This window comes from Microbacterium tenebrionis, from assembly GCF_020682665.1.
GTDB lineage: Bacteria > Actinomycetota > Actinomycetes > Actinomycetales > Microbacteriaceae > Microbacterium > Microbacterium tenebrionis.
Genome location: NZ_JAGTTM010000003.1, coordinates 160,819 through 173,644 on the forward strand (window position 1 = coordinate 160,819; position 12,826 = coordinate 173,644).

10 protein-coding genes and 1 tRNA gene are annotated in these 12,826 nt (G+C 70.7%); 7 read left to right on the plus strand and 4 right to left on the minus strand.

Annotated features, from left to right (window positions below; genetic code table 11):
• Window positions 1-6: 6 nt before the first annotated feature.
• Window positions 7-82, minus strand: a tRNA-Ala gene (locus KEC56_RS09905).
• 127 nt (window positions 83-209) lie between these two features.
• Between KEC56_RS09905 and KEC56_RS09910 the strand changes: the two genes are divergently transcribed.
• The 3 genes from KEC56_RS09910 to KEC56_RS09920 are packed head-to-tail and all read left to right on the plus strand — an operon-like array spanning window position 210 to window position 3,156.
• Window positions 210-1,274, plus strand: coding sequence for an NAD(P)-binding domain-containing protein (locus tag KEC56_RS09910; RefSeq protein ID WP_227530953.1), 1,065 nt, complete (start codon window positions 210-212; stop codon window positions 1,272-1,274).
• Between the two features lie 26 nt (window positions 1,275-1,300).
• On the plus strand, window positions 1,301-1,957 hold the full coding sequence (locus KEC56_RS09915; protein ID WP_175988152.1) for an SDR family oxidoreductase: 657 nt from the start codon (window positions 1,301-1,303) through the stop codon (window positions 1,955-1,957).
• Between the two features lie 5 nt (window positions 1,958-1,962).
• Window positions 1,963-3,156 carry a glycoside hydrolase family 3 N-terminal domain-containing protein gene (locus tag KEC56_RS09920; protein ID WP_227530827.1) on the plus strand — a complete coding sequence of 398 codons (1,194 nt, stop codon included), beginning with the start codon at window positions 1,963-1,965 and terminating at the stop codon, window positions 3,154-3,156.
• On the opposite strand, the gene KEC56_RS09925 is transcribed toward KEC56_RS09920, so the two are convergent.
• Genes KEC56_RS09925 through KEC56_RS09935 form a run of 3 tightly spaced genes read right to left on the minus strand, consistent with a single transcriptional unit; the run spans window position 3,060 to window position 5,726 of the window.
• A complete protein-coding gene (locus tag KEC56_RS09925; RefSeq protein ID WP_227530828.1) occupies window positions 3,060-3,998 on the minus strand; it encodes a 3-methyladenine DNA glycosylase in 939 nt (312 codons plus the stop codon). The two genes, KEC56_RS09920 and KEC56_RS09925, sit on opposite strands and share 97 nt — an antisense overlap.
• A 10-nt stretch (window positions 3,999-4,008) precedes the next feature.
• Window positions 4,009-5,037, minus strand: a complete 1,029-nt coding sequence (locus KEC56_RS09930) for an App1 family protein phosphatidate phosphatase (RefSeq protein WP_227530829.1) — start codon at window positions 5,035-5,037, stop codon at window positions 4,009-4,011.
• 5 nt (window positions 5,038-5,042) lie between these two features.
• Entirely contained in the window at window positions 5,043-5,726 is a 684-nt protein-coding gene (locus KEC56_RS09935) for a DedA family protein (RefSeq protein WP_227530830.1), read from the minus strand.
• Window positions 5,727-5,758: 32 nt separating this feature from the next.
• On the opposite strand from KEC56_RS09935, the gene KEC56_RS09940 reads away from it, so the two are divergent.
• The 4 genes from KEC56_RS09940 to KEC56_RS09955 all read left to right on the plus strand — a co-directional run bounded on the left by KEC56_RS09940 (window position 5,759) and on the right by KEC56_RS09955 (window position 12,817).
• The gene (locus KEC56_RS09940) at window positions 5,759-7,081 is read left to right on the plus strand and encodes an anthranilate synthase component I family protein (RefSeq protein WP_227530831.1); all 1,323 of its coding nucleotides are present in this window, start codon (window positions 5,759-5,761) and stop codon (window positions 7,079-7,081) included.
• Between the two features lie 46 nt (window positions 7,082-7,127).
• Window positions 7,128-9,707 carry a leucine--tRNA ligase gene (leuS, locus tag KEC56_RS09945; protein ID WP_227530832.1) on the plus strand — a complete coding sequence of 860 codons (2,580 nt, stop codon included), beginning with the start codon at window positions 7,128-7,130 and terminating at the stop codon, window positions 9,705-9,707.
• Between the two features lie 117 nt (window positions 9,708-9,824).
• Complete coding sequence (locus tag KEC56_RS09950; RefSeq protein WP_227530833.1) at window positions 9,825-10,421, plus strand: ComEA family DNA-binding protein; 597 nt, start codon at window positions 9,825-9,827, stop codon at window positions 10,419-10,421.
• Window positions 10,422-10,432: 11 nt separating this feature from the next.
• Entirely contained in the window at window positions 10,433-12,817 is a 2,385-nt protein-coding gene (locus KEC56_RS09955; protein WP_227530834.1) for a ComEC/Rec2 family competence protein, read from the plus strand.
• The last annotated feature ends 9 nt before the right edge of the window (window positions 12,818-12,826 follow it).

Below are 12,826 nucleotides of genomic sequence, written 5' to 3' on the forward strand. Positions count from 1 at the left end.
ACCTTCTGGTGGACCTGAGGGGACTCGAACCCCTGACCCCCTGCATGCCATGCAGGTGCGCTACCAGCTGCGCCACAGGCCCATCTCGCTTCCCCAGGTGACCGGGGCAACTCGAAAAGAATACAACACGTTCCGGCGTCCGCGCGAATCGGAGAACGGCCGGGCGGTTCAGCGGGAACACCCCCGCAGATCCATTAGTTGTCATGAACATGCAGATCCGGGAGAGCATCGTCATCGGCGCGGGACAGGCCGGGCTCTCGACCTCATTCCATCTGAAGCGACTCGGCATCGACCATCTGGTCCTCGACGCGAACAGCGCACCCGGGGGCGCATGGCAGCACCGCTGGGACGCGCTGACGATGGACGACGTGCACGGCGTCGCCGAGCTCCCCGGAGCCGAGGCGCCGGCCCGCGATGCGCAGCGTGCGAACATCGTCGTCCCGGCATCCTTCACGGACTACGAGCAGCGTCACGGGCTGCCGGTCCTCCGTCCCGTGCGCGTTGATGCGGTCACCGACGAGGACGGCATCCTCGTCGTTCAGGCGGGGGAGCGCGCATGGCGCACCAGGGCTCTCGTGAACGCGACGGGAACGTGGACGCATCCGTTCCTGCCGCACTACCCGGGCATGGAGACGTTCATCGGAGAGCAGCTCCACACCGTCGACTACCCAGGGCCGGAGCACTTGCGCGGCAAGCGCGTGCTCGTCGTCGGCGGCGGCGCATCCGCCGTGCAGTTCCTCGGAGCGCTCGCTCCGATCACCGAGACGATCTGGGTGACCCGTCGCGAGCCGGTCTGGCGCGACGACGAATTCACCCCCGAAGCGGGAGCGGCGGCGGTCGCGCTCGTCGAGCAGCGGGTCGCGCAGGGCCTTCCGCCGCAGAGCGTCGTCGGCGTCACCGGCCTCATGCTGCGGCCGCAGGAGCACGAGGCCGAGCGCCTGGGCGCATACGCCCACCGCCGAGGGATGTTCCAGCGGATCGAACCCGACGGCGTCCGCTGGGCCGACGGATCCTTCGAGGCCGTCGACGTCATCCTCTGGGCGACCGGGTTCCGGCCCGCCATCGCGCATCTGGCTGCGCTGCATCTGCGCAGCGCAGCGGGCGGCATCCAGCTCGACCGCAACGGGCGCGGCACGACGGCCGTGAAAGACCCGCGCATCCAGCTCGTCGGGTACGGCCCGTCGGCGAGCACAATCGGCGCCAATCGCGCAGGTCGCACGGCTGCGCTGGGCGTGCAGCGCGCACTGCGCGGCATCCCGACGTCCGTGACGTGATGCGCAGTGCGGGTTACCCTGGAGTCATGTCCCGTGTCATCGTCTTCGGCGGCCACGGCCGCATTGCGCTTCTGCTCGCCCCGATCCTCGTCGCCCGCGGCGACGAGGTCACCTCGGTGATCCGCAACCCCGATCACGTCGCCGATGTCGAGCAGACCGGCGCCACGGCTCTCGTCGCCGACATCGAGAGCCTCGACACCGCCGGGATCGCCGACCTCATCCGCGGACATGATGCCGTCGTGTGGTCGGCCGGGGCCGGCGGAGGATCCCCGGAACGCACCTACGCCGTCGATCGCGACGCCGCGATCCGGTCGATGGATGCCGCAGCCGCCGCCGACGTGAAGCGCTACGTCATGGTGTCGTGGCTCGGCTCGAAGGCCGACCATGGTGTGCCGGAGGATGACTCGTTCTTCCCCTACGCCGACGCGAAGTGGGCAGCCGACGAGCACCTGCGCAGCACGGACCTCGAGGGCACGATCCTGGGCCCCGGCACACTCACCTTCGACGAGCCGACCGGACTCATCGAACTCGACGCTCCTGCCCCCGCACGGGTCGCACGAGCCGACGTCGCCGCGGTCATCGCCGCCACGCTGGTCGAGCCGCTGACGATCGGACGCACGATCCGCTTCGGCAACGGCACGCAGGAAACCGCCGAGCCGATCGCCGCCGCGCTCGCGCGCTGACCGCCGTGCGCCGGTGGGTGCTGCTGACCGCGGCGATGCTGCTGTGCGCCGTGGCATCCGGCAGTTCGATGCCGGCGCACACCGCGTCGGCGGGCGGCCGTGACGTCCCGGTGCAGACGCCCGCGGAGCCTGCGCCGGTCGGCCCGTCAGCGGAAGCGGCCCGGCTGGTCGAGCAGATGACGCCGGCCGAACAGGCGTCGAGCATCGTCATGGGACACATCCCGACGGCGGACCCGGCGAAGCTCGCCGACTACATGGGCACGACAGACCTCGGCGGCTTCATCCTCATGGGGGCGAACGTCCCGAACAGCGAGGCGGAGCTGCGCGCGGTCACAGCCGCACTCGCGTCCAGCGCCGATGTGCCGCCGCTGATCGCCATCGACCAGGAGGGCGGCGACGTCTCCCGGCTGCCGTGGGACGACTTCGCCTCATCGATCGCTCTGAAGGAGCGTCCCGTCGCGCAGACGGCCGCAGCGTTCGCCGCGCGCGCGTCACTCGTGGCCCGCGCGGGGGCGAACGTGAACTTCGGCGTCATCGCCGACACCACCGGCGACGCGTCCTCGTTCATCTACCGGCGCTCCCTGGGCGCCGACCCTGCGAGCGCCGCCGAACGGGTCGCCGCGGCCGTCACCGCGGAGGAGCCGCTTGTCGCCTCGACGGTGAAGCACTTCCCCGGTCACGGGGCGGCGCCCGGTGACTCGCATCAGCTCATCCCGAGCACCGACGAGTCGCTGGCTGAGTGGCGCCGCACCGACGCCCTGCCCTTCGAGGCGGGTGTGGAGGCGGGAGCATCCCTGCTCATGTTCGGGCACCTCGCGTACACGGCCGTCGACGAGGAGCCGGCGTCGCTCTCGTCGCGCTGGCACGAGATCGCCCGCGACGAACTGGGATTCGGTGGGGTCATCGTCACCGACGACCTGGGGATGCTGATCTCCACCGGCTTGCCGCAGTACGCGGACCCCGTCGACAACGCCGTCTCGGCGGTCGCCGCTGGAACCGACCTCGTGCTCATGGTCGTGCACTCGACACCGAGCACGGCCGGGCAGATGGCGACGGGCATCGCCGAGGCGGTCGACGAGGGGACGCTGCCGGCGGACCGTCTTCAGGAGGCGGCGGAGCGCGTCATGACCCTGCGCCTGGAGCTCGCGGCAGCTGGGTCGGGCTGGGCGCCCTGCGCGGAGTGCGAACCGGCGTCCTGACCGAGCCAGGCGTCGAGCATCCGGGAGCGCAGCGTATTGCCTCGCTCCGCGAACTCCCGCTGCCGGCGCACGTACTCCGCCTTGCCGTCCGCCGTCTCGATGCGCACGGGGACGATGCCCCAGTCGGAGAGGTCGTACGGGGCCGCCTCCATGTCGAGCAGACGGATGTCGCGGGCGAGTTCGAATGCGTCCAGCAGCAGTTCGCCCGGTACGAGCGGTCCGAGCTTCATCGCCCACTTGTAGAGGTCCATGCCGGCGTGCAGGCAGCCCGGCTGCTCGAGGACGGGCTGATCGTCGCGGGTGAGGGCCGTGCGATTGCGCGGAACGGCCTCGGGCGTGAAGAACCGGAACGCGTCGAAGTGCGTGCAGCGCAGGTCGTGCGCCTCCACGACGGCATCCGTTTCCGCCTGTCCCAGGCGGAGGGGAGCGGGATGGCGGTGCTCGGCCTCGCGATAGACCATCGCCCACTCGTGCAGCCCGAAGCAGCCGAACTGGCCGGGGCGTGCGGCGGTGCGGCACAGGATCCTCTCGATGAGGCCGGCGAGCGGCGCCTTCTCGCGGGCGAAGCCCGCGGCATCCGGCACGACCGACCCCGGCGCCGACCCCGCCGCGTACCAGCGCCACGCGGCGCGCTCCGGAGCGTCCGTGAGCTCGACGCCTGCGCCCGGATGCCAGCGCCGCAGCTGCGACGGCGAATACGAGTAGTACGTGAACAGGAAGTCCCACACCGGATGCTTCTCGCCCCTGCTCGCGCGCTCGCGATGCGCGGCTGTCAGGGCGTCCGCGCGCGCGTGATGGGCGCGCTCTCGCTCGGACCAGACGCTGCGGTCGAGGGTCGTCATGGCGGGCTCGTCAGTGCAGGATGCCGACGTCGGTGAGCCGTTCGCGCAGCCCCGCGCCGTCGGAGGCGGCGACCCAGGGTGCCGTGTCGTCGGAGTGGTCGTCCGAGGTCGCGCGACCACCGGCGAGCATCGCCTCGGCGGTCGAGAGCTGCCGGATCGCGACGCCGGCGACCGAATCGGGGTGGTCGGTCATGAACTCGGTGTAGATCGCTTCGTCGTGCTGGCCGTCGTCGCCGATGAGCAGCCATTTCACGTTCGGGAACTCCTCCGCGAGGCGCCGCAGATTGCGCAGCTTGTGCTCGCGCCCGCTGCGGAACCAGCGGTCATGAGTCGGGCCCCAGTCGGTGAGCAGCATCGAGCCCTTGGGGAACAGATGCCTGCTCATGAAGCGGCTGAGCGTCGGGGCGACGTTCCACGCCCCGGTCGACAGGTACACCATCGGGGCGCCCGGATGCTGTCGCATCAGCTGCTCGATCAGCACCGCCATGCCAGGGACGGGGATCCTGGCGTGCTCGTCGACGACGAACGAGTTCCACGCCGCGATGAACGGCCGGGGGAGGGCGGTGACCATCACGGTATCGTCGACATCGGAGACCACGCCGAAGCGCACGTCGTCGCCCACGATGAACGCCGTGCCCTCGACGGGCGCCGTGCCCTCGACCGACATGGTGAAGTTCTGCCACCCGGCATCGAGCTCGGCATCGATGACGGCGTCGATCACGCCGCCGCGGTCGGCGACCACCTCGTGGGTGCGACCGGCGATCACGACGCTCACCTTCGCGAAGCCGACCGGGATGCCCACGAAGCTGCGCCAGCCGCGCACGGACTCCGGCTCGCCGTCGCCACCGCGGCGGCGCGGGGGCACGATCAGCACACGCCCGACCAGACGCACCCAGCCGGTGCCGCCGTAGCCGGCGAACGGCAGAACCGTCGCGGTCCGACCGCGGCGGCGGGCCCGGCTCTCGCGCCACACGTGCAGGCGGTGCTCGAGGCGTGCGAACCAGTGGATCCTGGGCTTCTTGGCGGTGTCTTCGGACATCGATCTCAGTCTTTCATGCCCGGCTGGGCGCCCTCGTCACCGGCGGCATCCGTGACGCGCATGTGCCGGGCCTCCCACCTCTCGAGAAGCTTCTTGCCGACGTAGACGAGCAGCACGAAGACGACGATCACGCCGACGAACACGTATCCGGCGAAGTGCACCTGGTCGACGAGTTCGCGGAACCCGCCGGCGGCGAGCGAGGTGACGCTGACGTACGCCGCCGCCCACAGCAGACAGGCAGGGGCCGTCCACGCGAGGAAGCGCCGGTACGAGTAACTGCTCATGCCGACGGTGAGGGGCACGAGGGAATGCAGCACCGGAAGGAAGCGCGAGAGGAAGATCGCCAGGCCGCCGCGACGCTGCAGGTACCGTTCGGCGCGGGCCCAGTGGGCCTCTCCGATCCGTCTGCCCACCCAGGAGCGGCGGATGCGCGGACCGAGCCAGCGCCCCAGCCAGAAGCCGATGCTCTCGCCGATCAGGGCGCCCACCACGACGGCGACGACCATCGCGACGATCTCGACGGGGCCGTCGACACCCATCGACGCGATGATGACGATCGTGTCGCCGGGGACGATCAGGCCGATGAGGATGCTCGTCTCGAGCATGACGGCGAGACCCGCGATGAGGGTGCGGGCGACCGGGTCGACCGCCTGCACGGCATCCAGGATCCACAGCAGGAAGTCGTCCACGCAGTCGAGAATACGCACCCTACGCTGAGACCGTGCCCCGAGACCTGCTGCCCGCCCGCCGAGGTGAAGAGACCATCGATCTGCCGGCCCTGTTCCGCGCGCTCGCCGCCGCGCACGAGGACGTGTTCTGGCTGGATGCCGGTGCAGGAGCCGAAGACGGCTGGAGCATCCTCGGCATCGGAGAGCCGGACCCCGCAGGACCGGGGGATGCGCGGCTCGACGCCGCAGAGGATGCCCATGCCGACGCCGATGCCGGGATGCCGCCGTTCCGGGGCGGATGGGTCGGATGGCTGGACTACGAGAGCGGCGCAGAGCGATTCGGCGCGCCGGCCGCACCGTCGGAAGGGGGCCCGGCCTGGCTGCGGGTCACCGCCGCGGTGGCGGTCGACCACGCGACGAGTTCGGTGTGGGAGCTGGGGGAGAGCGAGACCCTCCGCGGATGGTCGGACCCTTCGACAGACTCAGGGGCCGTCCACTCGATCGCTGAGCCTGTCGAAGCGTCCGTTTTCGAGGCATCCGCCCGGCACACCCCTGCGGAGTACGCCGCACTCGTCGAGCGGTGCCGCGACGCGATCCGCGCCGGCGACGCGTACCAGCTGTGCCTCACGACCCGCTTCACAGTCCCCGGCGCGCACGACGCGGTCGAGACGTATCTGCGCCTGAGGTCGGCGAGCCCCGCCCATCACGGCGGCTTCGTCCGGATCGGCGGCCGTGCGCTTCTCAGCGCGAGCCCGGAGACGTTCCTGCATGCATCGGGGGGCAGCATCCGCACGCGACCCATCAAGGGCACGCGACCTCGCGGAGCGGATGCGGCATCCGATGCGGCGCTCGCCGCCGAACTCGTCGCGAGCCCGAAGGAGCGCGCGGAGAACGTCATGATCGTCGATCTCATGCGCAACGATCTCTCGCAGGTCTGCGAGCCGGGGTCGATCCGCGTGGACGGGCTGTGGGCGATCGAGTCGTACCCGGCCGTGCACCAGCTTGTCAGCACCGTCAGTGGGCGTGCGATCAGCGGTCTCGACGTGCAGACCCTGTGGGATGCCGCCTTCCCGGCCGGCAGCATGACCGGTGCGCCGAAGCTCTCGGCGATGACCCTGCTGCACGGGCTCGAGGAGGCACGACCGCGCGGCGTCTACAGCGGGTGCTTCGGCTACGTCGGCGCGGACGGCGCGATCGATCTCGCGATGGTGATCCGCACCATCCTCCTCACCGCCGATCGTGCGGTCGTCGGTGCCGGCGGCGGCATCACCTGGGGCTCCGTCGCGGACGACGAGGTGGACGAGGTAGCGACCAAGGCGAGGGCGCCGCTGGCTGCGCTGGGGGCGAGTCTTCCCGCGGCCTGGCGGCGCGGGTGATCCGATATCCTGGAAATTCCTGACTTTTCCTGAGATTGGTCGTTCGTTGTCTGAATTCTCCGCCTCCTCCGCCGAGCCCGCCGACGAGTCCACGTCTGCGCACGCCATCCAAGCCAAGTGGCAGAAGTACTGGGCGGAGAACGAGACCTTCCTCACCGGAGGCGAGGACGACCGCCGTCCCCGCAAGTTCGTGCTCGCCATGTTCCCGTACCCCTCGGGCGACCTGCACATGGGGCACGCGGAGAACTACCTGTACTCCGACATCGTGGCGCGCTTCTGGCGCCACCGGGGCCACAACGTGCTGAACCCGATCGGGTGGGACTCGTTCGGCCTGCCCGCCGAGAACGCCGCGATCCGCCGCGGCGCCGACCCGCGCGAGTGGACCTACCAGAACATCGAGCAGCAGAAGACCGGGTTCAAGGCGTACGGCGTCTCGTTCGACTGGACCCGTGAGCTGCACACCTCCGACCCCGAGTACTACCACTGGAACCAGTGGCTGTTCCTGCAGCTGCACGAACGCGGCCTCGCCTACCGCAAGAAGAGCCCCGTCAACTGGTGCCCGAACGATCAGACCGTGCTCGCGAACGAGCAGGTCGTCGACGGCCGCTGCGAGCGCTGCGGCGCCGAGGTCGTCAAGAAGAAGCTGACCCAGTGGTACTTCAGGATCACCGACTACGCCGACCGGCTGCTCGACGACCTGAACCAGCTCGAGGGCCGCTGGCCGCACAAGGTGCTGCAGATGCAGCGCAACTGGATCGGCCGCTCCATCGGCGCCGACGTGGACTTCCGCATCGAGGGTCGCGACGAGCCCGTGACCGTGTTCACGACGCGCCCTGACACGCTGCACGGCGCGACCTTCTTCGTCGTCGCCCCCGACTCCGATCTCGCCGCCGAGATCGCGGCGGATGCCCCCGCCGAGGTGCAGGCCGCTTTCGGCGAGTACCTGGCGACCGTGCAGAAGACCACCGACATCGACCGGCAGTCCACCGACCGCCCGAAGACGGGTGTGTTCCTGGAGCGCTACGCGGTCAACCCTGTGAGCGGCGAGCGGCTGCCGATCTGGGCCGCCGACTACGTGCTGGCCGACTACGGGCACGGCGCCGTCATGGCCGTCCCCGCGCACGACCAGCGCGACCTCGACTTCGCCCGTGCGTTCGACCTGCCCGTCAAGGTCGTCGTCGACACGACGGCCCCGGTCACCGGCGTCATCCCGGTCATCGACGTCGACGAGGACGGCGTTCCGATCGAGCCCGTCGAGGCGCTCGACGCGCAGCACCCCGCATCCACGGGCATCGCGCTGTCCGGCGAGGGACGCATGATCAACTCCGGCGACCTGAACGGTCTGTCCAAGCGCAACGCGATCGCCAGGGCGATCGAGCAGCTGACCGCGGCAGGGACCGGTCGTGCGGCGAAGAACTACCGGCTGCGGGACTGGCTGATCTCGCGTCAGCGCTTCTGGGGCACGCCGATCCCGATGCTGCACCACGATGACGGCACCGTCACGCCGGTGCCCGTCGAGCAGCTTCCGGTCACGTTGCCGGGTGCCGCCGGCCTCGACCTCTCGCCGAAGGGATCGTCGCCGTTGGGCGCCGCCGAGTCATGGGTTCGCACGGTCGATCCCGTCTCCGGTGAGCCGGTGCTGCGCGACCCCGACACGATGGACACGTTCGTCGACAGCTCGTGGTACTTCCTGCGCTTCCTCTCGCCGAACAGCGACCAGTTCGCGTTCGATCCGGCCGAGGCGGCGCGCTGGGCGCCCGTCGACACGTACATCGGCGGTGTCGAGCACGCGATCCTCCACCTGCTGTACGCGCGCTTCATCACCAAGGTCCTCTTCGACATGGGGCTGATCGACTTCACCGAGCCGTTCTCCAGCCTCATCAACCAGGGCATGGTGATCCTGAACGGCGCGAAGATGTCCAAGAGCAAGGGCAACCTCGTGCTCTTCCAGGAAGAGCTCGACAAGTACGGCGCCGATGCGCTGCGCACGGGCCTGGCCTTCGCCGGTCCCGTCGAGGACGACAAGGACTGGGCCGACGTGTCGACCACGGGGGCGCAGAAGTTCCTGTCGCGTGCCCTGCGGCTCAGCCACGAGGTCGCGAGCCCCGTCGACGTCGTCTTCAAGGACGGCGATGCGGCGCTGCGCCGCGGCACGCACCGGCTGCTGGCGGATGCGCCGGGCCTGGTCGAGCAGACGAAGTTCAACGTTCTCGTCGCGCGCCTGATGGAGCTCGTCAACCTCACCCGCAAGACCGTCGACACCGGTGCCGGCGCGGGCGACCCCGCCGTGCGCGAGGCCGTCGAGACGGTCGCCGTGATGCTGGATCTGATCGCTCCGCACACGGCGGAGGAGATGTGGGAGGCGCTCGGTCACGAGCCGTCCGTGGGTCTCGTGACCTGGCGCCAGGCAGACCCCGCTCTGCTCGTGGAGGACACGATCACCGCGGTCGCGCAGGTGAACGGCAAGGTGCGCGCGCAGCTCGAGGTCTCGGCGAAGATCACCGCCGACGAGCTCGAGGCGCTGGCACGCTCCGATGAGCGCGTGATCCGGGCGATCGGCGACAAGGAGATCGTGAAGGTGATCGTCCGAGCGCCGAAGCTTGTGAACTTCGCCGTGAAGGGCTGAGCGAGCCCGGGGCGAATCGCAGCCGTTCATCCTGCACATCCGGCTCGGACGCTCGGGTATCCACGGAACGGGTGCATCCGGCATCCGATGATGCGCACGCGCGTCTAGCGTGGCGGGGTGCCAGCGACTGAACCCGCGCCTGCGCCCCGCGCGCGTCTGCGGTTGAGCATCGGCGCAGCCGTCGTGCTCGGCCTCGTGGTGCTCTCGGGTGCGGTCGGACTCGGCATCATGCGCGGGCAGGCGCAGCCGACGCAGACCGTTCAGGTCGACGCCTCCGACGAGGGAGTCGTGGCCGGCGGAGAGCTGTACGTGCACGTGCTGGGCGAGGTCGCACGTCCCGGCCTCTACGTCCTCGAGCCCGATGCCAGGGTCGTCGACGCCATCGCCGCTGCCGGCGGAACGCTCGACGACGCCGATCTCCAGGCGGTCAACCTCGCGCGACCCCTCAGCGACGGCGAGCAGCTCATCGTCCCGGCGGTGGGCGCCGCCCCGGAAGGAGGCGAGGGCACCCCGGTCGGCGACGGCCTCGTCGATCTGAACAACGCGGATCAGGCGGCGCTGGAGACGCTGCCGAGGATCGGCCCGGCGCTCGCGCAGCGGATCATCGACTGGCGCGAGACGAACGGACGCTTCGCCTCCGTCGATGACCTGCTCGCCGTTCCCGGCATCGGCGAGAAGCTGCTGGCGGGGCTGCGCGACCTGGTGCGGGTGTGACGGGTGGAGTCGTGAACGCCGTGACCGGAGTGCGCGACCTGCGTCTGGTCCCGTTCGCGCTGCTCGTGTGGGGCACGGCGCTCGCGTGCGTCTTCGTGCCGGAGCTCTCCTGGTGGTTGGCCGGTCTTGCGACGGCAGCGGGAATCGGGGTGCTCCTCCTCATGCTCCGCCGGAGCCGTCGCGGGGAGGCCGGCCCGGCGCTACCGGGCCCGGCGCGCCGTGACCGTGCGCGAGGCGGGCTCGCCGTCGTCGTGCTGTTCGGGGCGGCCGCGGCGTCGGTGACCACGGGCCTCGCGGTGCCCCAGCGGGCCGCCGCATCCGATCTCGACGGCCGCGTGGTCGAGGTGATCGCCGAGGTCTCGTCCTCGTCGTCCGTCGGCAGCGACGGGCGGATGTGGTTCGACGTGCAGAGCGTGCGCGCTGGAACGCTCGGTGCGCCGGAGCCCCTCGTCGTGCCGATGCGGGTGGGCGTCGATCCGGCTGCCGGTCTCGATCTCGGCGCTCTGATCCGCGTGACCGGCGACGCCATGGCGACCGATCCGGGGGAGCGGGCCGCCGTCGTCGTGTTCGGCATGCGGGTCGAGATCCTCCGCCCGGCGGAAGGTGCCTTCGGCATCGCGGCGCAGGTCCGCGAGGACTTCGTCGAGCGGGCGAAGCGGCTTCCCGAACCCGGCGCAGGTCTGCTGCCGGGTCTCGCCGTGGGCGACACGAGGGCCGTGAGCGAGGAGCTCAACGCCGCGATGCTCACGAGCGGGCTCAGTCATCTCACCGCGGTGAGCGGGGCGAACTGCGCGATCGTGGTGGGAGCGGTCTTCTGGCTCGTCGGCCTGTGCGGCGGCGGTCGGCGGTTGCGGGTCGTTCTCGCGCTGACCGCGCTGGCCGCTTTCGTCGTGCTCGTCACTCCCGAGCCGAGAGTGGTCCGCGCCTCGGTGATGGCGGCACTGGCGATGCTGACGCTCCTGTGCGGCAGACCGAGCGCGGGCGTCGGCGTGCTGTGCCTGGCCGTGACGGGCATCCTCATCTCCGATCCATGGCTCGCGACGACGCCCGGCTTCGCGCTGTCCGCGGCGGCGACGGCCGCTCTGATCGTCCTCGCCCCGCCGCTCGCGCGAGGGATGTCGCGATGGATGCCGCAACCGCTTGCCCTGGCGATCGGCATCCCCGTCGCAGCCCAGTTGACGTGCGGGCCGATCATCGCGCTGTTCGCGGAGCAGCAGTCCATCATCGGCATCCCCGCGAACCTGCTGGCCGACCCCGCCGCACCCATCGCCACGGTCGTCGGGCTGCTGGCGTGCCTCGCCGCGCCGATTCCGCCGATCGCCGACCTCTTCGCGGCCTCAGCCTGGCTCCCCGCCGCATGGATCGCGACGACGGCGACCGTCTCGGCGGCCGTACCGGGCGGCACGGCGCTGATCGTCCCGGGGATCGGCTCGGCTGTCGTGGTGGCCGTGCTCAGCGCAGCGATCGGGATCGCACTCGCAGGGACGACGCCGTTCGCAGGCGGTCTCGATCGGTGGTCGCGCGTGGCCGCCACGGCGGTCCTCGTGTTCGCCGGCGGTCTGCTCGGTGCGCGGATGCTGGTGACCGGACCGCTCGTCACGGCAACGGTGCCCGAGGACTGGACGATCGCGGCGTGCGATGTCGGGCAGGGCGACGCGCTGGTCGTGCGCTCGGAGGGCCGCATCGCGCTGATCGACACCGGCATGGAGCCCGAGCCGCTCCTGAGCTGTCTGGCGGCTCTGGGAGTGGACCGGATCGACCTGCTCGTCCTCACCCATTTCGACGCGGATCACGTCGGTGCGGCCGGGGCGATCGTGGGCCGCGCCGGCATCGTCCTGCACGGCCCGGTGCAGGAAGTCGGCGAGCAACGTCTGCTCGCGCAGTTCCGGGAGGCCGGTGCGGAGGTCGTCGAGGCATCTGCCGGCATGCACGGGTCGCTGGGCTCGGCGCGATGGCGGGTGCTGTGGCCGCAGAAGGACTCGGCGGCGTTCCCGGCCGGCAACGACGCCAGCCTCGTCCTGGACTTCGAGGGCGGCGGTGTTCCGCGCTCGCTCCTCCTCGGCGACCTGTCCGAGACGCCGCAGCGCATGCTCTCCACCCGGCTGCGCACCACCTACGCGGTCGTGAAGGTCGCCCATCACGGGAGCGCCGATCAGGACCCTGCGCTGTACGCGCGCATCAGCCCCGCCGTCGCGATCTTCAGCGCGGGCGCCGACAACGACTACGGGCATCCGCGCGATGAGACCATCGCGATCACGGAGGGCACTGGCGCAGTCACTCTTCGCACCGACCGTCAGGGGCGCATCCTCATCGGACTCGACGGCGACCAGCTCGCCGTCTGGACCGAGCGCGAAGACAGCCCCGCCGAGACCGCCGATGTCGATCACCCCGAGTAGGCTCGGATC

Excerpts from the sequence above, each read along its gene's own strand:
- KEC56_RS09915 (WP_175988152.1), top strand. The coding sequence starts at position 1,301 with ATGTCCCGTGTCATCGTCTTCGGCGGCCACGGCCGCATTGCGCTTCTG.
- KEC56_RS09930 (WP_227530829.1), bottom strand. The coding sequence starts at position 5,037 with ATGTCCGAAGACACCGCCAAGAAGCCCAGGATCCACTGGTTCGCACGC.
- KEC56_RS09910 (WP_227530953.1), top strand. The coding sequence starts at position 210 with ATGCAGATCCGGGAGAGCATCGTCATCGGCGCGGGACAGGCCGGGCTC.
- KEC56_RS09925 (WP_227530828.1), bottom strand. The coding sequence starts at position 3,998 with ATGACGACCCTCGACCGCAGCGTCTGGTCCGAGCGAGAGCGCGCCCAT.